The 19,068-nt window shown below is 65.3% G+C and carries 21 protein-coding genes; 8 read left to right on the top strand and 13 right to left on the bottom strand.

Annotation, left to right across the window (positions count from 1 at the left end; all coding sequences use genetic code 11):
- Positions 1-7 precede the first annotated feature (7 nt).
- From M3I56_RS01195 to M3I56_RS01185, 3 genes are all read right to left on the bottom strand, one after another.
- A complete protein-coding gene (locus M3I56_RS01195; RefSeq protein WP_254352135.1) occupies positions 8-478 on the bottom strand; it encodes a DUF3318 domain-containing protein in 471 nt (156 codons plus the stop codon).
- 15 nt (positions 479-493) lie between these two features.
- Positions 494-880 (bottom strand): phage holin family protein, encoded by a 387-nt coding sequence (locus M3I56_RS01190; RefSeq protein WP_254352134.1) that lies wholly within the window; start codon positions 878-880, stop codon positions 494-496.
- A gap of 201 nt (positions 881-1,081) precedes the next feature.
- On the bottom strand, positions 1,082-1,384 hold the full coding sequence (locus M3I56_RS01185) for a YqjD family protein (RefSeq protein WP_007584918.1): 303 nt from the start codon (positions 1,382-1,384) through the stop codon (positions 1,082-1,084).
- A 360-nt stretch (positions 1,385-1,744) separates the two neighbouring features.
- On the opposite strand from M3I56_RS01185, the gene M3I56_RS01180 reads away from it, so the two are divergent.
- On the top strand, positions 1,745-2,383 hold the full coding sequence (locus tag M3I56_RS01180) for a peroxiredoxin (protein WP_254352133.1): 639 nt from the start codon (positions 1,745-1,747) through the stop codon (positions 2,381-2,383).
- Between the two features lie 105 nt (positions 2,384-2,488).
- Here the strand turns inward: M3I56_RS01180 and M3I56_RS01175 are convergent, their stop codons facing one another.
- Positions 2,489-3,679, bottom strand: a complete 1,191-nt coding sequence (locus M3I56_RS01175; protein WP_201695368.1) for an acyl-CoA dehydrogenase — start codon at positions 3,677-3,679, stop codon at positions 2,489-2,491.
- A 127-nt stretch (positions 3,680-3,806) separates the two neighbouring features.
- Between M3I56_RS01175 and M3I56_RS01170 the strand changes: the two genes are divergently transcribed.
- Positions 3,807-4,607 (top strand): IclR family transcriptional regulator, encoded by an 801-nt coding sequence (locus M3I56_RS01170; protein WP_254352132.1) that lies wholly within the window; start codon positions 3,807-3,809, stop codon positions 4,605-4,607.
- Positions 4,608-4,684: 77 nt separating this feature from the next.
- Here the strand turns inward: M3I56_RS01170 and argF are convergent, their stop codons facing one another.
- The gene (argF, locus tag M3I56_RS01165; RefSeq protein WP_042266191.1) at positions 4,685-5,614 is read right to left on the bottom strand and encodes an ornithine carbamoyltransferase; all 930 of its coding nucleotides are present in this window, start codon (positions 5,612-5,614) and stop codon (positions 4,685-4,687) included.
- A 625-nt stretch (positions 5,615-6,239) separates the two neighbouring features.
- On the opposite strand from argF, the gene M3I56_RS01160 reads away from it, so the two are divergent.
- Positions 6,240-6,587 carry a DUF3579 domain-containing protein gene (locus tag M3I56_RS01160; protein WP_028205310.1) on the top strand — a complete coding sequence of 116 codons (348 nt, stop codon included), beginning with the start codon at positions 6,240-6,242 and terminating at the stop codon, positions 6,585-6,587.
- Positions 6,588-6,727: 140 nt separating this feature from the next.
- On the opposite strand, the gene rpsT is transcribed toward M3I56_RS01160, so the two are convergent.
- Positions 6,728-7,000 (bottom strand): 30S ribosomal protein S20, encoded by a 273-nt coding sequence (gene rpsT, locus M3I56_RS01155; RefSeq protein WP_028205309.1) that lies wholly within the window; start codon positions 6,998-7,000, stop codon positions 6,728-6,730.
- 421 nt (positions 7,001-7,421) lie between these two features.
- On the opposite strand from rpsT, the gene murJ reads away from it, so the two are divergent.
- Positions 7,422-8,972: a murein biosynthesis integral membrane protein MurJ gene (gene murJ / locus M3I56_RS01150; RefSeq protein ID WP_254352131.1), complete on the top strand. Its 1,551-nt coding sequence runs from the start codon at positions 7,422-7,424 to the stop codon at positions 8,970-8,972.
- 5 nt (positions 8,973-8,977) lie between these two features.
- Positions 8,978-9,817, top strand: coding sequence for a SirB1 family protein (locus M3I56_RS01145; RefSeq protein WP_254352340.1), 840 nt, complete (start codon positions 8,978-8,980; stop codon positions 9,815-9,817).
- Between the two features lie 77 nt (positions 9,818-9,894).
- On the opposite strand, the gene M3I56_RS01140 is transcribed toward M3I56_RS01145, so the two are convergent.
- The 5 genes from M3I56_RS01140 to lpxK form a co-directional block, all read right to left on the bottom strand.
- Positions 9,895-10,653 (bottom strand): 3-hydroxyacyl-CoA dehydrogenase, encoded by a 759-nt coding sequence (locus M3I56_RS01140; RefSeq protein ID WP_254352130.1) that lies wholly within the window; start codon positions 10,651-10,653, stop codon positions 9,895-9,897.
- Positions 10,654-10,852: 199 nt separating this feature from the next.
- Positions 10,853-11,515: an adenylate kinase gene (gene adk, locus M3I56_RS01135; protein WP_254352129.1), complete on the bottom strand. Its 663-nt coding sequence runs from the start codon at positions 11,513-11,515 to the stop codon at positions 10,853-10,855.
- A gap of 300 nt (positions 11,516-11,815) precedes the next feature.
- Positions 11,816-12,619 carry a 3-deoxy-manno-octulosonate cytidylyltransferase gene (gene kdsB, locus M3I56_RS01130; protein WP_254352128.1) on the bottom strand — a complete coding sequence of 268 codons (804 nt, stop codon included), beginning with the start codon at positions 12,617-12,619 and terminating at the stop codon, positions 11,816-11,818.
- 192 nt (positions 12,620-12,811) lie between these two features.
- Complete coding sequence (locus M3I56_RS01125; RefSeq protein WP_028205303.1) at positions 12,812-13,015, bottom strand: Trm112 family protein; 204 nt, start codon at positions 13,013-13,015, stop codon at positions 12,812-12,814.
- Positions 12,996-14,075, bottom strand: coding sequence for a tetraacyldisaccharide 4'-kinase (lpxK, locus tag M3I56_RS01120; RefSeq protein ID WP_254352127.1), 1,080 nt, complete (start codon positions 14,073-14,075; stop codon positions 12,996-12,998). Before lpxK ends, M3I56_RS01125 begins: the two co-directional genes overlap by 20 nt.
- Positions 14,076-14,634: 559 nt before the next feature.
- Here lpxK and xseA point away from each other — a divergent pair.
- Positions 14,635-16,011 carry an exodeoxyribonuclease VII large subunit gene (gene xseA, locus M3I56_RS01115; protein ID WP_254352126.1) on the top strand — a complete coding sequence of 459 codons (1,377 nt, stop codon included), beginning with the start codon at positions 14,635-14,637 and terminating at the stop codon, positions 16,009-16,011.
- Positions 16,012-16,400: 389 nt separating this feature from the next.
- Complete coding sequence (sodB, locus tag M3I56_RS01110) at positions 16,401-16,979, top strand: superoxide dismutase [Fe] (RefSeq protein ID WP_028205300.1); 579 nt, start codon at positions 16,401-16,403, stop codon at positions 16,977-16,979.
- Positions 16,980-17,072: 93 nt separating this feature from the next.
- Here sodB and M3I56_RS01105 read toward each other — a convergent pair whose 3' ends face one another.
- Positions 17,073-17,672: an isochorismatase family protein gene (locus M3I56_RS01105; protein ID WP_254352125.1), complete on the bottom strand. Its 600-nt coding sequence runs from the start codon at positions 17,670-17,672 to the stop codon at positions 17,073-17,075.
- 63 nt (positions 17,673-17,735) lie between these two features.
- Here M3I56_RS01105 and M3I56_RS01100 point away from each other — a divergent pair, with 63 nt between their 5' ends.
- A complete protein-coding gene (locus M3I56_RS01100; protein ID WP_254352124.1) occupies positions 17,736-18,386 on the top strand; it encodes a TetR/AcrR family transcriptional regulator in 651 nt (216 codons plus the stop codon).
- A gap of 25 nt (positions 18,387-18,411) precedes the next feature.
- On the opposite strand, the gene clpP is transcribed toward M3I56_RS01100, so the two are convergent.
- The gene (gene clpP / locus M3I56_RS01095; protein WP_028205298.1) at positions 18,412-19,056 is read right to left on the bottom strand and encodes an ATP-dependent Clp endopeptidase proteolytic subunit ClpP; all 645 of its coding nucleotides are present in this window, start codon (positions 19,054-19,056) and stop codon (positions 18,412-18,414) included.
- Between the last annotated feature and the right edge of the window lie 12 nt (positions 19,057-19,068).

Below are 19,068 nucleotides of genomic sequence, written 5' to 3'. Positions count from 1 at the left end.
GCGGCGATCAGCCGGTGAGGTCGTCTTCGTCGGACCTGTCGCGGGCAGGCGGGCTCGCAGAGGCGCCGCGCTGGCGCCGCACCTGCTGCCACACGCGGTACGCTTCCCAGGCCGTAAAGGCGAGGCCGCCCCACTTGATGACGGGGCGCGCGGCCGAAACGAGGCTCGTACGCAGCGGCTTCGCCACGATGAGCGAGATGAGCGAACTGACCAGCGGATATTCCTTGAGCAGGCTGCCGAGGCCGGAAGCCACGCCGCCGGCGCCAGAGCGGCCGAATCCGGGCACCACGAAGCGCAGCCAGCTGAAGTTCGTGACCGTCGCGCGGATGTCCACGATCGCTTCGGCCATTTCGGCGCGCTCGACGCTCGCTCGCACGAGCAGCAGTTCCTTGCGCAGCGCGCGCAACTGCGGCGTCGAGAGGTCGTGTGCACGACCGCGGCGGGGGCGAAAGGCGGTGTCCGGTCGGGGTTGGTTCATGGCGTCGGCTCGCGGCTAGGGGTTGCGCAGGGCTTCTCGGTCTTTCTCGAATTCCTCGAGCGTCGCCTGGAATACGAGTGGCGCGGTGTGCAGCCCGCGCCGCGCCTTCAGGCCGCAGAAAATCGCCGCGATCGCATAGACGATCGTGAGACCGGCGAGCGCTTCCCAGCGGTACGTGTCCCAGAAGGCGATGGCAACGAGCGCCGTGAGCGCGATCAGGGCAAGCATCGCGAACATCATCCCCGCGAGGCCAAGGAAGAGCACGCCGATTAGGCGGTCCTTTTCCTCGGCGAGTTCGATGCCGATCAGTTCTAGCCGCGTCTGTAGCATCGCGGACGCGGAGCCGAGCAGTCGGCGCAACGGCCCGTGTTCGTGTCGCTGCGAGTGAGTGTCTGTCGTCATGGCGATGGCAGGTGGCGCAGGCGGATGCCCGAGCAATGCGCAAGAAAAAAACGCAAGAAAAGACAGCGGGCTCGATCGCCCCGCGAGACCAGGCGGTGCCGCGGGGCGCGCCAGCGGAAAGCCGTCAGGCAAGCGCCGTCAGCTGGTCGAGCGCGCCGCGCGAGCGGCCCTGAGACCGCCCGCGTGGTGCGGCGAGCCGCTTTATTTGCGGTTGATCAGCAAACCGACCAGCACGCCCACGCCAGCGGCGATCCCGATCGACGCCCACGGATGCTCGTGGACATAGTCGTCGGTGGCGCGCGCCGCTTTCTTGCCTTTCTCGACCACGACCACCTGGACGTCGGCGGCCTTCTCTTTTGCCTGCTTCAGACGCGAGAGTGCCGTTTCACGCAACTCTGAAGCGCGCTCGCCCGTAGCGCTCGCAGCCTGCTTGAGCAGGTCCTCTGCATCCGCGAGGACGGTTTTGATATCGGACATCAGCCTCTCCTTGTTGACCTCTGACATTGACTGGCTCCCATCGTGTCACATCACGCGTGAATCGTAACAAAGATACGGGCACTGGCAAGCGTGACGGGCCGCCACGACCTGCGAATTCGCACGATCCGTTCCCGCGAGCGTGCGTGGACGGGGTTCTGGATCCCGCTCACAAAAAATCGCGAGGTGAGAGTCATTGATTTGATCCGGCACCTAAAGTTTCCTCCAACCGGTTCAAAATTACAAAAACTCATACCGGTGTGAGGCGATGTTCGTTCGCGGGGCGCAACCAGGGCCTGTATGCTTGAGCGTTGTAAACGTCCACTGGATCAACGGGCCGCGCGCGCCGTTTCGATCAAACCCGTTCACCTCGTTCAAAGGAACCGCACCATGAGTCTACGTCTTGGCGATATCGCACCCGACTTCGAGCAGGATTCGAGCATTGGCCGCATCAAGTTTCACGAGTGGCTCGGCAATAGCTGGGGCGTGCTGTTTTCGCACCCGGCCGACTTCACGCCGGTCTGCACGACCGAGCTTGGCCTGACCGCCAAACTCAAGGACGAATTCGAGAAGCGTAACGTGAAGACGATTGCGCTTTCGGTGGATAGCGCCCAGTCGCACAACGAGTGGATCAAGGACATCAACGAGACGCAGGCCGCGAACGTCGGCTTCCCGATTCTCGCGGACGGCGACCGCAAGGTGTCCACGCAGTACGACATGATCCATCCGAACGCGAACGAGACGCTCACCGTGCGCTCGCTCTTCGTGATCGACCCGAACAAGAAGGTACGCCTCATCATCACCTATCCGGCGAGTACGGGCCGCAACTTCGACGAAGTGCTGCGCGTGATCGACTCGCTGCAGCTCACCGACAACTACCAGGTCGCGACGCCCGGCAACTGGAAGCAGGGCGACGACGTCGTGATCGTGCCGTCGCTGAAGGACGAAGAAGTCCTCAAGCAGAAGTTCCCGAAGGGCTACAAGGCCCTGCGTCCGTATCTGCGCATGACGCCGCAGCCGAACAAGTAAGCCGTTCGGCCAGCGTCCGCTCCACAGGCGCCAAGACAGAAACGCCGCACGAGACAACTCGTGCGGCGTTTTTTCATGCGCCGGCGAGGCCGGCCAAGGCGGCGTTCAGAAGAACGCCTGAATGCCCGTTTGCGCGCGGCCGAGGATCAGCGCGTGGATGTCGTGCGTGCCCTCGTAGGTGTTCACCACTTCGAGGTTCACGAGGTGACGCGCCACGCCGAATTCGTCGGAAATGCCGTTGCCACCGAGCATGTCGCGGGCGAGACGCGCGATGTCGAGCGACTTGCCGCACGAGTTGCGCTTCATGATCGACGTGATCTCGACGGCCGCCGTGCCTTCGTCCTTCATGCGGCCCAGACGCAGGCAACCCTGCAGGCCGAGCGTGATTTCCGTTTGCATGTCGGCGAGCTTCTTCTGGATCAGCTGGTTCGCGGCAAGCGGGCGACCGAACTGCTTGCGGTCGAGCACGTACTGGCGCGCGGTGTGCCAGCACGATTCCGCGGCGCCGAGCGCGCCCCAGGCAATGCCATAGCGCGCCGAGTTCAGGCAAGTGAACGGACCGCGCAGGCCCTTCACGCCCGGCATGAGGTTCTCTTCCGGCACGAACACTTCGTCGAGCACGATTTCGCCGGTGATCGAGGCGCGCAGCCCCACTTTGCCGTGGATGGCCGGTGCCGAGAGACCCTTCCAGCCCTTCTCGAGGATGAAGCCGCGGATGTCGTCCTTGCCGTCTTCCTCGAGCTTCGCCCAGACGACGAACACGTCGGCGATCGGCGAGTTCGTGATCCACATCTTCGCGCCCGAGAGCGAGTAGCCGCCGTTCACCTTCTTCGCACGCGTGACCATGCTGCCCGGGTCCGAGCCGTGGTTCGGCTCCGTGAGGCCGAAGCAGCCGATCCATTCGCCGCTCGCGAGCTTGGGCAGGTACTTCTGCTTTTGCGCTTCCGAGCCGAATTCGAAGATAGGCACCATCACGAGTGACGACTGCACCGACATCATCGAGCGATAACCGGAGTCGACGCGCTCCACTTCGCGCGCGATCAGGCCGTACGCCACGTAATTGAGGCCGGGGCCGCCGTATTGCTCGGGAATCGTCGGGCCGAGCAGGCCGACTTCGCCCATCTCGCGGAAGATCGAGGCGTCCGTCTTCTCGTGGCGGAACGCTTCCAGCACGCGCGGCGCGAGCTTGTCCTGGGCATACGCGGCGGCGGCGTCGCGCACCATGCGCTCCTCTTCGGTGAGCTGCTGGTCGAGCAGAAGCGGGTCTTCCCAATGGAACTGGGCGTGTGCGGCCATGGTGTCTCTCCTTTCCTCAAATCCTTGAAATGGGCAAATTTGCGCTTGACGCGAGTTCCGCTATGCGGAACAATGTTTTGCAAATTGACTTTAGTGTAGCACCAGGGCGCCCATGTCTGCATCCGGAATGACTACGACTTCATCTTTTTCTTCTTCGCTGGCCGAGGGGCCGATCGACGAGCGCAAGTTCGTCGTGGCGCTCGCCCGCGGGCTAGACCTGCTGCGGGCATTCCGTCCCGGCGAGACGCTGCTCGGCAACCGCGATTTCGTGGAGCGCACGGGCTTGCCCAAGGCGACCGTGAACCGGCTCGCGTATACGCTCACCGTGCTCGGCTATCTGCGCTTTGACGAATCGCTCGGCAAATATGCGCTCGACGCCGGGGTGCTGTCACTCGGCTTTGCGCTGCTCTCGGGCACGGACACGCTCGAACTCGCACGCCCGCATATGCGCGCGTTCGCGCGCGAGGTGGGCGCCGCGGTGTCGCTGGGGTGCCGTGACGGCCTCGACGTGATCTATCTGGAGACGATCCGCAGCGAGACGGCGCTCACGCTCGGCCTCGCATCGGGCTCGCGGCTCTCGATGCTGACAAGCTCGATGGGCCGCGCGTATCTGGCCGTGCAGCCCATCGATGTGCGGATGGCGTTGTTCGCGGAACTGGAGAAGACAGCGGGCGCCGAAGGGCCGTCGTTGGTTGCGGCCGCGAAACGCGAGATCGAGGGGTTCGGCAAGGAGGGGTGCTGCTATTCGTTTCGCGACTGGCATGAAGACGTCAACGCCGCGGCGGTGCCGTTTCGCGAGCCGCGCGAGCGTCGCTGGCTCGTGCTCAGCTGCAGCGGGCCGGCTTCGTCGATGGGGCCCGAGGTGTTTCGCGAGCGCGTGGCGCCGCTCCTGAAGTCGCTGGCGCGTCGACTTGGCGAAACGGTCTGACGCGCGAGCCGCGCGCCGCAGCGGGCAAAAAAAGCCGACCTTCGGGTCGGCTTTTTTCATGATGGCGTACGCCAGGCTCAGTGGTTCAGGCGGCCGAGCAGCAGGAACTCCATGAGCGCCTTCTGCACGTGCAAGCGGTTTTCCGCCTCGTCCCAAACCACGCTCTGCGGGCCGTCGATCACCTCGGCGCTAACTTCCTCGCCGCGGTGCGCGGGCAGGCAGTGCATGAAAAGCGCATCGGCGTTGGCGCGGGCCATCATCGGCGCGTCCACGCACCAGTCGGCGAAGGCCTGCTTGCGCGCTTCGTTTTCGGCCTCGAAGCCCATGCTGGTCCAGACGTCGGTCGTGACGAGGTCGGCGCCGTCGCAGGCGTCGTGCGGGTCCTCGAAGACTTCGTAGAACGGCTTGCTTTCCGGCGCGACCAGCGCGGGATCGAGCGGATAACCCGGCGGCGTGGAGATGCGCAGCTTGAAGCCGAGGATCTGCGCGGCTTCGATCCACGTGTAGAGCATGTTGTTGGCGTCGCCGACCCACGCCACGGTCTTGCCGCGGATCGGACCGCGGTGCTCGTAGTACGTGAAGATGTCGGCCAGCACCTGGCAGGGGTGGTACTCGTTCGTGAGACCGTTGATGACCGGCACGCGCGAGCTTTCGGCGAAGCGCTGCAGGATGTCCTGGCCGAACGTGCGGATCATGATGATGTCGACCATGCGCGAGATGACCTGTGCCGAATCTTCGATCGGCTCGCCGCGCCCGAGTTGCGTGTCGCGCGTGTTCATGAACACGGCGTGGCCGCCCAGCTGGAAGATACCCGCTTCGAACGAGAGGCGTGTGCGGGTGGAGCTCTTCTCGAAGATCATCGCCAGCGTGCGGTCGTGCAGCGGGTGATAGGTCTCGTAGTTCTTGAACTTGCGCTTCAGGATGCGCGCGCGCTCCAGCACATATTCATATTCGTCAAGGGAGAAATCCTTGAACTGCAGGTAATGGCGTATGGTACGGGAGGTCATAAAACGAAAACGGCGCCAGATCCGGCCTCGAACTGCAGGATTGGGCCGGCGACGCCGCTGCGGTTGGTGGTAAGTCAAAGCAGCATAAAGGATTTTGCGCATTTTGACGAGTTGCCCAAAATTTAGGCAGGGTGCCCAGGCGCACGGTGGAAGGCGCTTTCGCGACGGCTTTCGGGACTGTTTCACGGGCATTGCGCGGGCCCGGATCCAGCCTTTCAAGTGCCTTGTGTGCACTGCGTCAAAACGGTCAGTGCGCTATAATCGCAGAGATTTCTTAGGCACGACAAACGGGCCCTGAACGTGTGTGACGGGAAGGTGGCAACACCTCGCGGCCACGGCAGGCAAGCCCGCGGGAGCGGCCTGTGCGCCGACTGGCAGTGCGCCGCGAAATCGTCCTGTCGATCCCGTTGCGAGACCTGCTTGTGACACGCGTCGGCGGCGAATTTCGAGACTTCACGCCAGGCGGGGTGCGCGGCAGCCTTTCCCTATCCATCGGACTGTCCATGCGTGTGGCGGCGGGCGATCCCCGCGGCCGGCGTTCCGCGGTACCCGCGCGGGCGCAGCGCTCGTGCCGCCGTTACACGCTGCAAACGCACCCAGCAGCTACACACACAGGTACTCCTGCATGGCCGACGAAGCTCCAACCGAATACTTCATTCAAGGCATCACCAGCGCGGGGAAGAAGTTTCGTCCGAGCGACTGGTCGGAGCGCCTCGCCGGGGTGATGTCGAGCTTCGGTCCGAAAGCGTCGGCCAACGCGCGCGGCCCGAACGCCTATTTGCGCTACTCGCTCTACGTGCGCCCGACGATGATCGGCGACCTCAAGGTCGTGGTGCTGGACTCGCGCCTGAAGGACGTCGAACCGATGGCCTTCAATTTTGTGATGAACTTCGCGAAGGACAACGACCTCCTCGTGACCGAAGCGTGCGAACTGCCTCACGATCACGCCACGCAGCAAGCCAACGTGCGCTGACGGCGCGGCGACGGCAGCGAACGGACCCGCTTCGGCGGGTTTTTTTGCGCCCGGCAGAAACAAAAAAACCCGCCGAAGCGGGTTTTTTGTGGTGCAGCGAAAAGAGGGGCTGCCAGTCGTAGCCGGCAAGCCGAATCTCTTTACTGCGCGGCTTGCATTGCCTTGACGGCAGCAGCCAGGCGGCTCTTATGACGAGCGGCCTTGTTCTTGTGAACGATCTTCTTGTCGGCGATGATGTCAAGCGTCTTGCCCGATGCCTTCAGAACTTCAGCAGCCTTTGCCTGGTCGCCGGCGTCGATTGCCTTGCGAACAGCCTTGATGGCGGTGCGGAACTTCGAGCGCAGTGCCGAGTTGTGCGAGTTTGCCTTCGTGGCCTGACGGGCGCGCTTGCGTGCTTGTGCGGAGTTTGCCATTGCGATTCCTTGTGATTGCGGAGCGTGGTGCGACCAGCGCTCTTTGCCTGGATTTGAACGACCGGCAGGGTTGCCTGAGACGTTCAAAACGGTATTTGCCGGCTGAGTTTTGCTCAACCAGCCGCGCCTTTTGTGCCAGAGCGGGTTTCTACCTCTTTCCTGCCCCCTTTCCAAGACGCGTTTCGAGCCCCTGAGAGAACTCGAATCGAAGATTATAGCAACAGAATCATGCGGATGGCAATCACGACACATTAGCGAAGACAAGCGCTGCCGGACGTGAACGCCTTTCATGCGACACGGTCACAATCAGCGCGCTTTGTCTTTGCCTCCCGCTCGCCTGCGGCGTCGCGCGGGGTTTTGCGCCGACCATTGCGCTGCGCATCCGCGATGGAGCGGACGACGCCCGTATAATGACCGCCCCATGAATCTATTCCGAGCCCTGCTGACAGTCAGCGGCTTCACGCTGCTGTCGCGCGTGACCGGTCTGGCCCGAGAAACGCTGATCGCGCGCGCCTTCGGTGCGAGCCAGTACACCGACGCTTTCTACGTCGCGTTTCGTATCCCCAACCTGCTGCGCCGCATCTCGGCGGAAGGCGCCTTTTCGCAGGCGTTCGTGCCGATTCTCGCGGAGTTCAAGAACCAGAAGGGCCACGACGCCACGCGCGCGCTGGTCGACGCCACCTCGACCGTGCTCGCCTGGGTGCTCGCGATCCTCTCGCTGCTCGGCATTTTCGGCGCGTCGTTCGTCGTGATCGTGGTCGCTTCGGGCTTGAAGAGCGACGGGCAAGCGTTTCCGCTCGCCGTCACGATGACGCGCATCATGTTCCCCTATATCGTGTTCATCTCGCTGACGTCGCTCGCGTCCGGCGTGCTCAACACGTACAAGCAGTTCTCGCTGCCTGCATTCGCACCGGTGCTGCTCAATGTCTCGTTCATCACGGCGGCGGTGGCCTTCGCGCCGCACATGAAGCAGCCGGTCTACGCGCTCGCGTGGGCCGTGATCGTGGGCGGCGTGCTGCAGTTCATCGTGCAGTTGCCGGGCTTGAAGCGCATCGACATGATGCCGCGCATCGGCCTGAACCCGCTCAAGGCGCTCGCGCACAAAGGCGTGAAACGCGTGCTCGCGAAGATGGTGCCTGCCATGTTCGCCGTCTCGGTCGCGCAGATCAGCCTCATCATCAACACCAATATCGCCTCGCGCCTCGGGCCCGGTGCGGTGTCGTGGATCAACTACGCCGACCGCCTGATGGAGTTCCCGACGGCGCTGCTCGGCGTCGCGCTCGGCACGATCCTGCTGCCCAGCCTCTCGAAGGCGCACGTCGATGCCGATCCGCACGAGTACTCGGCGTTGCTCGACTGGGGCCTGCGCGTGACGTTCCTGCTTGCCGCGCCTTCGGCCGTCGCGCTCTTTTTCTTCGCCGAGCCGCTCACGGCCACGCTCTTTCACTACGGCAAGTTCGACGCCACGTCCGTCATCATGACGGCCCGCGCGCTGGCGGCCTACGGCGTGGGGCTCGTCGGTCTCATCCTCATCAAGATCCTCGCGCCCGGCTTCTACGCGCGCCAGGACATCAAGACGCCGGTCAAGATCGGTGTGGGCGTGCTCATCGCCACGCAGATCAGCAACTACATTTTCGTGCCGATTTTCTCGCACGCGGGCTTGACGCTCTCGGTCGGCCTCGGCGCCTGCATGAACGCGCTATTGCTGTTCATCGGGCTGCGCCGCCGCGGCATCTATATGCCGTCCTCCGGCTGGACGACGTTCTTCGTGCAGTTGCTCGGGGCATGTCTCGTGCTGGCCGGGGCGATGCACTGGTGCGCCACCAGCTACGACTGGATCGCGCTGCGTCATGAACCGCTCGCGCGCATCGCCTTGCTCGGTGCGTGTCTCGTCCTGTTCGCGGCGCTATATTTCGGTATGCTTTGGCTGATGGGCTTCAAATACGCGTACTTCAAGAGGCGGGCGAAGTGACCACGATGACTACGCGGGTTCTGGACTATTTCAGCGCGCTCGTTGCCGACGACGAGAGCCTGCCGCTCACCGAGGCGGCGCTGGCGATCGCGCAGGACGCCTATCCCGATCTCGATCTGCAAGGCACGCTGGCCGAGATCGACGAACTCGCGCTGCGTGTGCGCCGCCGCATGCCCGAAGGGGCGGACGTGCGCCAGCAGGTTGCCGTGCTCAACCGCTGCTTCTTTCGCGAGATGGGGTTCGCTGCCAACCTCAACGACTTTCTCGACCCCGAAAACAGCCACCTGAACGCCGTGCTCAAGCGCCGGCGCGGCATCCCCATTTCGCTCGCGGTGCTGTATCTGGAAATGGCGACCCAGCTCGGCCTGCCGGTGAATGGCGTGTCGTTTCCGGGGCATTTTCTGCTGCGCGTGGCGTTGCCCGAAGGCGACGAGATGCTCGATCCCACCACGGGCCGCACGCTCACCGAGTCCGACATGGTGGAGATGCTCGAACCGTTCGTGGCCAACGCCGGCGATTCCGTGGCGCGCGCGCTGCGCATGCTGCTCGAGCCGGCCACACGGCGCGAGATCGTCGCGCGCATGCTGCGCAACCTGAAGTCGGTCTATCTGCAGACCGAGCGCTGGCAGCGCCTGCTGGCCATCCAGCAGCGGCTCGTGATCCTGCTGCCGGAGAACATCGAGGAAGTGCGCGACCGCGGCTTCGCTTATGCGCGGCTCGACTATCTGCGTCCGGCGCTCGAAGACCTCGAACACTATCTCGACGAGCGCCCCGACGCGGAAGACGCGACCGTCGTCGAGTCGCAGCTGCATGAGCTGCGCCAGCGCACGCTCGATAACGACTGAAGCCCGCGGCGAGGCCGCAGAAAAAAGCCCGCGATTTTCGTCGCGGGCTTTTTTTTCGCGCGGGGGAGGGCGCGCCGTTACTTCGGCTGCATGCGGATCGCGCCGTCCAGACGGATCACCTCGCCGTTGAGCATCGGATTCTCGACGATCTGCTTGACGAGCATCGCATACTCATCCGGCTTGCCGAGGCGCGGCGGGAACGGGACCATTGCGCCGAGCGCGTCCTGCACCTCTTTGGGCATGCCGAGCAGCATCGGCGTTTCGAAGATGCCGGGCGCGATCGTCATCACGCGGATGCCGCTGCGCGAAAGGTCGCGCGCGATCGGCAGCGTCATCGCGACGACGCCGCCCTTCGAGGCGGCATAGGCCGCCTGGCCGATCTGGCCGTCGTAAGCGGCCACCGACGCCGTGTTGACGATCACGCCACGCTCGCCGCCCTCGCCAGGTGCGGTCTGGGCGATGGCCGCCGCCGCGAGGCGGATCATGTTGAAGGTGCCGATCAGGTTGACCGAGATCGTCTTCGAGAACGTGTCGAGCGGATGCGGGCCGTCCTTGCCCACGGTCTTCACGGCGGGCGCGATGCCCGCGCAGTTCACGAGGCCGCGCAGCGTGCCGAGCGCGGTTGCCGCGGCCACGGCGCGCGCGCCGTCGTCCTCGCTCGCCACGTTGCACTTCACGAACGCGCCACCCAGTTCCTCGGCGAGCGCGTTACCGGCGTCCTCGTTGAGGTCGGCGATGACGACCTTGCCGCCTTCGGCCGCGATCAGACGCGCGCTGGCCGCACCGAGCCCCGACGCGCCGCCGGTGATGAGAAATACGTTGCCGCGGATCTGCATCTTTCGTCTCCTGTCGTTGTGGCCATGCTGTCTCGCGCGGAAGGCAAATGCGCGCGAGACTCACCAAAAACAAAACGGGCCGGCTGGCGCTGCGTCCCGAACCACCTCGGGAGTGCGGCGCCAGCCGGCCCGCAGGCAAACCAGCCAGTGTGCCGAAACCGGCTTCGAGTCTGACTTTGACTCGCGGACTTTGACCCGCTTACTTGAGCGCTGCGAATGCGCGCTCGCGAATTTCGTCGACGCTGCCGAGGCCCGAGATGGCGCGATACTGCGGCGCCTTCAGGCCGTTTTCCTCACCGCGCTTCGCCCAGTCGCTGTAGTAGGCGATGAGCGGCTTGGTCTGGGCGACATACACGTCGAGACGCTTGCGCACCGTTTCTTCCTTGTCGTCGTCGCGCTGGACGAGCGGTTCGCCCGTCACGTCGTCGGTCATTTCCACTTTCGGCGGATTGAACTTGACGTGATACGTGCGGCCCGAAGCCGGGTGCATGCGGCGGCCGCTCATGCGCGTGATGATCTCGTCGAACGGCACGTCGATCTCGAGCACGTAATCGATCGCGACGCCCGCCTGCTTCATCGCTTCGGCTTGCGGCAGCGTGCGCGGGAAGCCGTCGAACAGGTAGCCGTTCTGGCAGTCGGGCTCCTGAAGGCGCTCCTTTACGAGATTGATGATGAGCTCGTCGGTCACGAGCTCGCCGGCGTCCATGAATCGCTTCGCTTCGAGGCCAAGCGGCGTACCGGCCTTGACGGCCGCGCGCAGCATGTCGCCCGTCGAGATTTGCGGAATGCCGAACTTTTCCTTGATGAAGCTTGCCTGGGTTCCCTTGCCCGCGCCCGGGGCGCCCAACAGGATCAAACGCATATGAACAATCTCCGATCTGTGTGAATTCTTGCGGCGCGGCGGCTGCCTCGCACGTCCGGTGGGGCGGCATCGTCAGCGTCGTGCGTCTCCTCGCCCATTCGCTCACGGCTGTCGAGGCAGTGCTGGCGGGGGCAACGGCACGTCCGGCGCGGCTTTCGCCCGATGTTCATGACTTGCACTGGACACGGGGCGGCGCTGCAAGACGGTGCCGAAAAGCGGGGAAACCCCGACGCACAAAGGCTTTAGACGGCTCGCGCAAACAATTGATTATGCCATGGGATTTTTGCCCCACGGACGGAATTAAGGCCGGTATAACGCCTGCACACGGACGAGGTCGGCGGGGGTATCGACGCCCGGCGCGGGTGCCTGCGCCGTCACGAGCACCGCGATGCGCTCGCCGTGCCACATCGCGCGAAGCTGCTCGAGCGCCTCGACCTGCTCGATCGGCGACTGCGCGAGCGAGGGGTAGCTGCGCAGGAATTTCGCGCGGTACGCGTACAGGCCGATGTGGCGATAAACGATCGCGGGAGCCGGCGGGGCGGGCATTGCGCCGAGATCGAGGCGCGCCGGCGACCCGTGCGGCTGCCATGCGTCGCGGGCCCAGGGAATCGGCGCGCGCGAGAAGTAGAGCGCAACGCCGCGAGCGTCGAGCACGACCTTCACGACGTTCGGGCTGAAGATTTCCTCGGGCGCCGTGATCGGATGCGCGGCGGTGGCGATCGCGCATTCGGGGTGCGCGGCGAGGTGCGACGCAACGTCGCACACGAGCGCGGGGTCGATCAGCGGCTCGTCGCCCTGCACGTTGACCACGATCGTCTCGTCGCTCCAGCCATAGTGCTCGGCGACCTCGGCGAGGCGGTCGGTGCCCGACGGGTGATCGGCGCGCGTGAGCACGGCCTCGAAACCGTGGGCACTGGCGGCGTCGAGCACGCTCTGGGCGTCCGAGGCGATCAGCACCTGCTGCGCGCCCGAATCGCGCGCGCGCTCGGCCACGCGCACCACCATGGGCTTGCCGCCGATGTCGGCGAGCGGTTTGTTGGGCAGCCGCGTCGACGCGAGACGCGCCGGGACGACGGCGATGAAGGGTTGCACGGGAGCGGTCATGGCCAGTTGGAGCAAGGACAGGAAACGGGATTGGGGAAACCGGTTCGGGAAACCGCCTTGGGAGACGGCAGCGCGCCGGGGGCGGCGCGCGTGACCCGGCTTCGAGCCGGCAGGACGAAGTGAGCAGGGCGAGCGGCGCAAGCGGGGGCGATCGCGGCCGCCTGGCGGCGCGCGCTGCGCCGCCCGTGCGCCTTACGCGGCGCCCGGCCCGTGCGGATCGACCGGCGTGCCTTCCACGGTTTGACGCGCTTCGTCGACGAGCATGACCGGAATGCCGTCGCGGATCGGGTAGGCGAGCTTGTCGGCGTTGCAGATCAGTTCCTGCGCGGCGCGGTCATAGCTGAGCGGGCCCTTGCAGATCGGGCAGACCAGGATTTCAAGCAGACGAGCGTCCACGGAGTTTCTCCACAACCAGGGTAATGAGGCGATGATCGAGCGCGGCTTCGACGGGGACGACCCAGATGCGCGCGTCGTTCCAGGCCCCCAATTTTACTGCATCCTTTTCAGTGACCAGGATCGCGTCGGCGGTGACGTCGGCGAACGGGTTGGTTGCATAGGCGTAGTGGTCGGGCAGCGGCAGGGTTTGCGGCGCGAGGCCGGCCGCGCGCAGCGTCGCGAAAAAGCGCTCCGGCGAACCGATGCCGGCCGCCGCCACGATGCGCAGCGCCGCCTGCGATCCTTGCGTGAGCGCGCCTTGCCCCGGTGCGGCCGCGCCCGCGGCAAACTGCGCGAGCGGACGGCGCAGCGCCGGATTGGCGAGATGCCAGGCGTCGCCGGGTTCGAGCTTGAGCGCGAACGTATTGGGCCAGGCCGGCAGCGTGCGCTCGAACGGATTGTTCACAAGCGTGGCGTCGCGGCGCCGCGAGAGCGGCTCGCGCAGCGGGCCCGCCGGCAGCAGAAAGCCATTGCCGCCCAGGCGATGGTCGAACACCACGATCTCGACGTCGCGCACGAGGCGGTAGTGCTGCAGGCCGTCGTCGCTCACGATCACGTCGACATCGCTGTGGGCGCCGCACAGCGCCGTGGCCGCCGCCACGCGGTCGGGCGAGACCCAGACGGGCACGCCCGTGCGGCGGGCGATCAGCAAGGGTTCGTCGCCGCAAAGGCGCGCGGGCGTATCCGCCGTGACGGGCGTGGGGCGGGCGATTTTCGCGCCGTACCCGCGCGAGACCACGCCCGGCGAGAAGCCCGCGGCGCGCAGAGCCTCGACGAGCGCGATCACCGTGGGCGTCTTGCCCGTGCCGCCCACGGTCACGTTGCCGACCACCACCACGGGCACGCCCACGCGCACGCTCTTGAGCCAGCCCGCCGCAAAGGCGCCGCGGCGCGCACCGCTCACGGCGGCAAACACAGCGGCGAACGGCGTGAGCGCCCAGGCGAGCGCGCCGCGGCGTTGCCAGGCGTGCGCAAACTGCGCTTCGAGGCGTTCCTTGAAACTGGTGACGGGGCCGCTCATCGGCAATTTGCGCGCGAAGCGCCGCACGCGGCATGCGGGAAGCAGACAGGCAGGGCGGGCATCGGGTCGGTTCTCCGGTTCTAGGTGAGCTGAGCGACAAACAGGACGGCAGACGAATGACCTGCGTAGGCGAGCAACCGGCGCTTCGCGTGGTGCGGCACAGGCGCTCGTGAACCCGGCACTCTAGCGCGGGTAGGCGTGACGCGGCAAGTTGCCGGGCCTTACGCAACTGTCGGTTGCCTGCAAGCCGCGCGAAACGCCCAAAAAATCGACGCCTGTGGATAACTTTGTGGAGAAGTAGGCCGCGGGAAGGCGCAAAGGCCCATTCTTCGGCCTCTCCATCGGTCTGTAAGGATGTTATATCGATAAAAAACGTATAAAAATCAACGGGATGTTCTAATTTTCAGCGTTTGCGGGCCGGCTGCGGTCATCATGCCGCATGACAGCGCCGATGTGGACACTTCGCGGGGGCTTGCGAGTCGGGTCTCATTCGTGCTGGACTACCGCCCCCCGAACGGTCTATCGTCTGTCCGGCCAAGGTTTCTCCACACCCTTTCGCATGCTATCCGACCGTTTTTCCGCTTCCTCCGCGCCTTCGGGCGACGTCGTCGTGCCGGTCTCGGCGCTCAACCGGGCGATCGCCTCGATGCTCGAGCGCACGTTCCCGCTTGCATGGATTTCCGGCGAAGTGTCCAACTTTACGCGCGCCGCAAGTGGCCACTGGTACTTCTCGATCAAGGACGCCCAGGCGCAGATTCGCTGCGTCATGTTCCGCGGGCGCGCCCAGTACGCTGAATTCACGCCGCGCGAGGGCGACCGCATCGAAGTGCGCGCGCTCGTCACGATGTACGAGCCGCGCGGCGAACTCCAGCTGAACGTCGAGGCCGTGCGGCGCACCGGCCAGGGCCGGCTCTACGAAGCCTTCCTGCGACTGAAGGCGCAACTCGAGGCCGAAGGGCTCTTCGACCCCGAGCGCAAACGCGCGCTGCCCTCGCATCCGCGCGCGATCGGCGTGATTACGTCGATGCAGGCCGCCGCGCTGCGCGACGTGCTCACCACGCTGTGCCGCCGGGCGCCGCACGTGCCGGTGATCGTCTACCCCGCGCCGGTGCAGGGCGCGGGCTCGGCAGAAAAGCTCACGGCGATGCTGGCAACCGCGAACGCGCGCAACGAAGCGGACGTGCTCGTGCTGTGCCGCGGCGGCGGCTCGATCGAGGACCTGTGGTCGTTCAACGACGAGGCGCTTGCGCGCGCGATCGCGGCCAGCGCCATTCCGGTGGTGAGCGGCGTCGGGCACGAAACCGATTTCACGATCGCCGATTTCGCCGCCGACGTGCGTGCGCCGACGCCCACTGGCGCGGCTGAACTCGTCAGTCCGCAGCGCACGCTGCTGCTGCGCGACCTCGACCAGCGCCATGCCGCGCTCGCACGCGATTTCGGCCGTCTGCTCGAGCGGCGCGCGCAGCAGCTCGACTGGCTGGCGCGCCGGCTCGTTTCGCCCGTCGAGCGGCTTGCGCAGCAGCGCACGCACTTGCGCCAGTTGACGATACGGCTCGCGTCGGCGGGCTCGCGCGCCAGCGCCGAGGCGCGTGCGCGCCTGAACGTCATGCAGATGCGCTGGCAGCGCGCGCGGCCCGACGCCGCCGCGCAGCGCGCCCAGCTGGAGTCGCTCGGACGGCGTCTGGACGGTGCCTTCGCGCGTCAGCGCGAGCGCGAAGCGGCACGCGTTTCGGAACTCACGGCGCGGCTCGAAGTGCTGAGTCCGCAGCGCACGTTCGAGCGCGGCTACGCCGCGCTGCTCGACGCGCAAAGCGGCGCGGCGGTGCGTTCGCCCGCCACGCTCAAGCCGGGCAAGCGGCTTACGGTTCACCTCGCGCAGGGCAGCGCCGACGTCGCGCTCGCCGATGTCCAGCCGCGCCTCGCCGACGGTTTCTGAATCAGGCCCGCAGTCAGCCTGTCAGGTCCGATGTTTGCTGCACAAGGAAGAACCGGCGCATTCGCACGATCGCTAGCCGCCACGACGAAACAGCGTGGCGGCGAACGATTGTTGCAGTCTCGTTGCAGGAAGTTTGCACGCCGGTTGCGCGGAGATTGCAACGCGATTGCAGCCGTCTTGCCTGCGTGCGAAGCGGGCATGGAAAGCGTTGTTCGAGTGTCGTTGCATCGGCGAAAAACCGCATAGCGATTGATCCGGAATAGCCGCGCGCAAACGATATCCGGCATAAAGGCCGCTCGTTTGCGGGGTTATTCCAACTCGCCTACAATCGAGTGCTCCATGCCGGTTATCACGCAGAACTCCCCATAACACGACGAAGGAACCGCATCATGTCATTTACGCTCCCGCCGCTGCCGTTCGCGAAGAACGCCCTCGCTCCGCACATGTCGGAAGAGACGCTCGAGTTCCACTACGGCAAGCACCACCAGGCTTACGTCACGAATCTGAACAACCTGATTCCGGGCACCGAGTTCGAAAAGCTCTCGCTCGAAGAGATCGTCAAGAAGTCGTCGGGTGGCGTGTTCAACAACTCGGCGCAGATCTGGAATCACACGTTCTTCTGGAACAGCCTCTCGCCGCAAGGCGGCGGCGCACCGTCGGGCGCGCTCGGCGACGCGATCAACGCGAAGTGGGGCTCCTACGACGCGTTCAAGGAAGCCTTCACGAAGGCTGCCGTGGGCAACTTCGGTTCGGGCTGGACGTGGCTCGTGAAGAAGGCTGACGGCTCGCTCGACATCGTGTCGACCAGCAACGCCGCCACGCCGCTCACGACCGACGCCCGTGCGCTCCTCACGATCGACGTGTGGGAACACGCTTACTACATCGACTATCGCAACGCGCGTCCGAAGTTCGTCGAAGCGTTCTGGAACATCGTGAACTGGAACTTCGCAGCACAGAACTTCGCGTAATACGAAGCCCTGTTCTGTAAGCCGCACTGGCTGCGGCACATGCAAAAAGCCCTCGATGCGAATCGAGGGCTTTTTTGTTTTGCGCGAAGTGCTTTACACAAACGCGGCGATGGTTTCCTGCGTCGAGCGCACGTGGCCCATGTGGCGGAACAGTTTCTCGAACGAGAAGTGATGCATCTCTTCGTTCAGACCGGACGTGGCGTCTTCGACGAACACCAGCTTGAAGCCGAGATCGAACGCCGCGCGCGCGGTGGATTCGACGCCGAAGTTCGTGGCGATGCCGCCGATGACGACGGTGGCGATGCCGCCGATGACGACGGTGTCGATGCCGCGGCGGCGCAACTGCTGCTCGAGGTTGGTGCCGTAGAACGCGCCCCATTGGCGCTTCGCGACGATCACGTCCTCGGGTTGCGCGCCGATCTCGGGCACGAGTTCGGAGGCCTCGGCCGGTGCGGGCGGCGTGTCGGGCGTGCGGCCGGGCGCGTCGGCGGGCAGCGCGAGCAGTTCATTCAGGAGCACGTGCACCCAGACGACGGTGCCGCCCTTGGCGCGCAGTGCGTCGGCGAGCGGTTTGGCGTTGGCCACCACCTGCGCGCCGCTATGGGGCGCGACCTGGCGGCCTACGATGCCGTGCTGAAGGTCGATCATCACGAGCGCCGTGGTACGCGCGTTCAGTGAAAGTGCTTGCGTCATGGTTCACCTATATGTGAGGATGGCTTCACATAATCATACACGAATGTGAAGGAGGCTTCAGATATGGCGGCAGATCCGCTCGCGCGCAAGGAAGCGCAAAAGGAAGCGGCACGCGAAAACGCCCGGCGCGTGCCGCGCCAGGAACGCGCGGCGCGCACGGTCGACGCGCTGCTCGAAGCCGCCGGCGAAGCCTTCGCCGAGCGCGGCTTCGAAGCGGCGACGATGACGCAGATCGCGCAGCAGGCGGGCGTTTCGGTGGGCGCGGCGTACCAGTACTTTCCGAACAAGGAGGCACTCGCCCTCGCACTGCGCAAGCGCTACGGCGACGAAATGGACGCGCGCTGGAGCGCGCTCATCGCCGCGCACGACGATGCAGGCAAGCTGCCGCTCGCGCAGCTGGTCGAGCGTTTGTTCGACCTGATGGTCGATCTGATGCACGACTACCCCGCGTATTTGCCCCTGCTTTCCGTGCCGCTCGGCTTCAGGCGCGATGCGGCCGTGCGCAATCTGCTGCGCCAGCGTTTTACGGCGCTCTTCCTGCGTTATCAGCCGGCGCTTGCGTCCGATGAGGCCTATCGCGTCGCGGAGGTCATGCTGCAGGTCATCAAGAGCCTCAACCCACTATACGCCGCGGCGAAGCCGAAGGAGCGCAAGCTGCTGGTCGCCGAGTACAAGGGCGTGCTGGCGGCGTGGCTCGCCGTGCGGCTCGCGTGAGCCCGCGAGCCGCAGACACCGCGCCTTAGCGCAGTAACGGGTCGTCGCGCGACTCGAGCACGCGGTCGATCAAGCCATACTCGGCCGCTGCCTGGGCCGACATGAAGTTGTCGCGGTCGCTGTCGTGCGCGATCTGCTCGATGCTGCGTCCGGTACGCGCGGCGAGCATCGCGTTCAGGCGCTCGCGCAGGTACAGGATCTCGCGCGCCTGCAGCTCGACATCGGCGGCGGTGCCCTGGCCGCCACCCGAAGGCTGATGGATCATGATGCGCGCGTTTGGTAGTGCGAAGCGTTTTCCATGCGCGCCCGCGGCGAGCAAAAACGACCCCATGCTGGCGGCGAAACCCGTGCACAGTGTCGAGACATCGGGCTTGATGAATTGCATCGTGTCGTAAATGGCGAGTCCGTCGTAGACCGACCCTCCCGGCGAGTTGATATAGAAGCTGATGTCCTTGTCCGCGTTTTCCGCTTCGAGAAAGAGCAGTTGCGCGACCACGAGGCTCGCGCTTTGCTCGGTCACCGGCCCGACGAGGAACACGATGCGCTCGCGCAAGAGGCGCGAGTAGATGTCGTAGGCGCGCTCGCCGCGCCCCGAGGTTTCGATCACGGTCGGGACGAGATTGAGCGCGCTCGGCGGCAATGCTGCATGATTCAGTGCAAAGGATGGCATGACTGGCCTCGT

The organism is Paraburkholderia sp. CNPSo 3281 (assembly GCF_024206515.1).
In the GTDB taxonomy this organism is placed as follows: domain Bacteria; phylum Pseudomonadota; class Gammaproteobacteria; order Burkholderiales; family Burkholderiaceae; genus Paraburkholderia; species Paraburkholderia nodosa.
The sequence above is the reverse complement of the archived record's forward strand: the minus strand, read 5'-3'. Positions and strand labels throughout refer to the sequence as shown.

Excerpts from the sequence above, each read along its gene's own strand:
- M3I56_RS01190 (WP_254352134.1), bottom strand. The coding sequence starts at position 880 with ATGACGACAGACACTCACTCGCAGCGACACGAACACGGGCCGTTGCGC.
- M3I56_RS01185 (WP_007584918.1), bottom strand. The coding sequence starts at position 1,384 with ATGTCAGAGGTCAACAAGGAGAGGCTGATGTCCGATATCAAAACCGTC.
- sodB (WP_028205300.1), top strand. The coding sequence starts at position 16,401 with ATGTCATTTACGCTCCCGCCGCTGCCGTTCGCGAAGAACGCCCTCGCT.
- M3I56_RS01175 (WP_201695368.1), bottom strand. The coding sequence starts at position 3,679 with ATGGCCGCACACGCCCAGTTCCATTGGGAAGACCCGCTTCTGCTCGAC.
- lpxK (WP_254352127.1), bottom strand. The coding sequence starts at position 14,075 with ATGAGCGGCCCCGTCACCAGTTTCAAGGAACGCCTCGAAGCGCAGTTT.
- M3I56_RS01145 (WP_254352340.1), top strand. The coding sequence starts at position 8,978 with ATGACTACGCGGGTTCTGGACTATTTCAGCGCGCTCGTTGCCGACGAC.
- M3I56_RS01105 (WP_254352125.1), bottom strand. The coding sequence starts at position 17,672 with ATGACGCAAGCACTTTCACTGAACGCGCGTACCACGGCGCTCGTGATG.
- M3I56_RS01160 (WP_028205310.1), top strand. The coding sequence starts at position 6,240 with ATGGCCGACGAAGCTCCAACCGAATACTTCATTCAAGGCATCACCAGC.
- murJ (WP_254352131.1), top strand. The coding sequence starts at position 7,422 with ATGAATCTATTCCGAGCCCTGCTGACAGTCAGCGGCTTCACGCTGCTG.
- M3I56_RS01140 (WP_254352130.1), bottom strand. The coding sequence starts at position 10,653 with ATGCAGATCCGCGGCAACGTATTTCTCATCACCGGCGGCGCGTCGGGG.
- M3I56_RS01100 (WP_254352124.1), top strand. The coding sequence starts at position 17,736 with ATGGCGGCAGATCCGCTCGCGCGCAAGGAAGCGCAAAAGGAAGCGGCA.
- clpP (WP_028205298.1), bottom strand. The coding sequence starts at position 19,056 with ATGCCATCCTTTGCACTGAATCATGCAGCATTGCCGCCGAGCGCGCTC.
- rpsT (WP_028205309.1), bottom strand. The coding sequence starts at position 7,000 with ATGGCAAACTCCGCACAAGCACGCAAGCGCGCCCGTCAGGCCACGAAG.
- M3I56_RS01170 (WP_254352132.1), top strand. The coding sequence starts at position 3,807 with ATGACTACGACTTCATCTTTTTCTTCTTCGCTGGCCGAGGGGCCGATC.
- argF (WP_042266191.1), bottom strand. The coding sequence starts at position 5,614 with ATGACCTCCCGTACCATACGCCATTACCTGCAGTTCAAGGATTTCTCC.
- adk (WP_254352129.1), bottom strand. The coding sequence starts at position 11,515 with ATGCGTTTGATCCTGTTGGGCGCCCCGGGCGCGGGCAAGGGAACCCAG.
- M3I56_RS01195 (WP_254352135.1), bottom strand. The coding sequence starts at position 478 with ATGAACCAACCCCGACCGGACACCGCCTTTCGCCCCCGCCGCGGTCGT.
- M3I56_RS01180 (WP_254352133.1), top strand. The coding sequence starts at position 1,745 with ATGAGTCTACGTCTTGGCGATATCGCACCCGACTTCGAGCAGGATTCG.
- xseA (WP_254352126.1), top strand. The coding sequence starts at position 14,635 with ATGCTATCCGACCGTTTTTCCGCTTCCTCCGCGCCTTCGGGCGACGTC.
- kdsB (WP_254352128.1), bottom strand. The coding sequence starts at position 12,619 with ATGACCGCTCCCGTGCAACCCTTCATCGCCGTCGTCCCGGCGCGTCTC.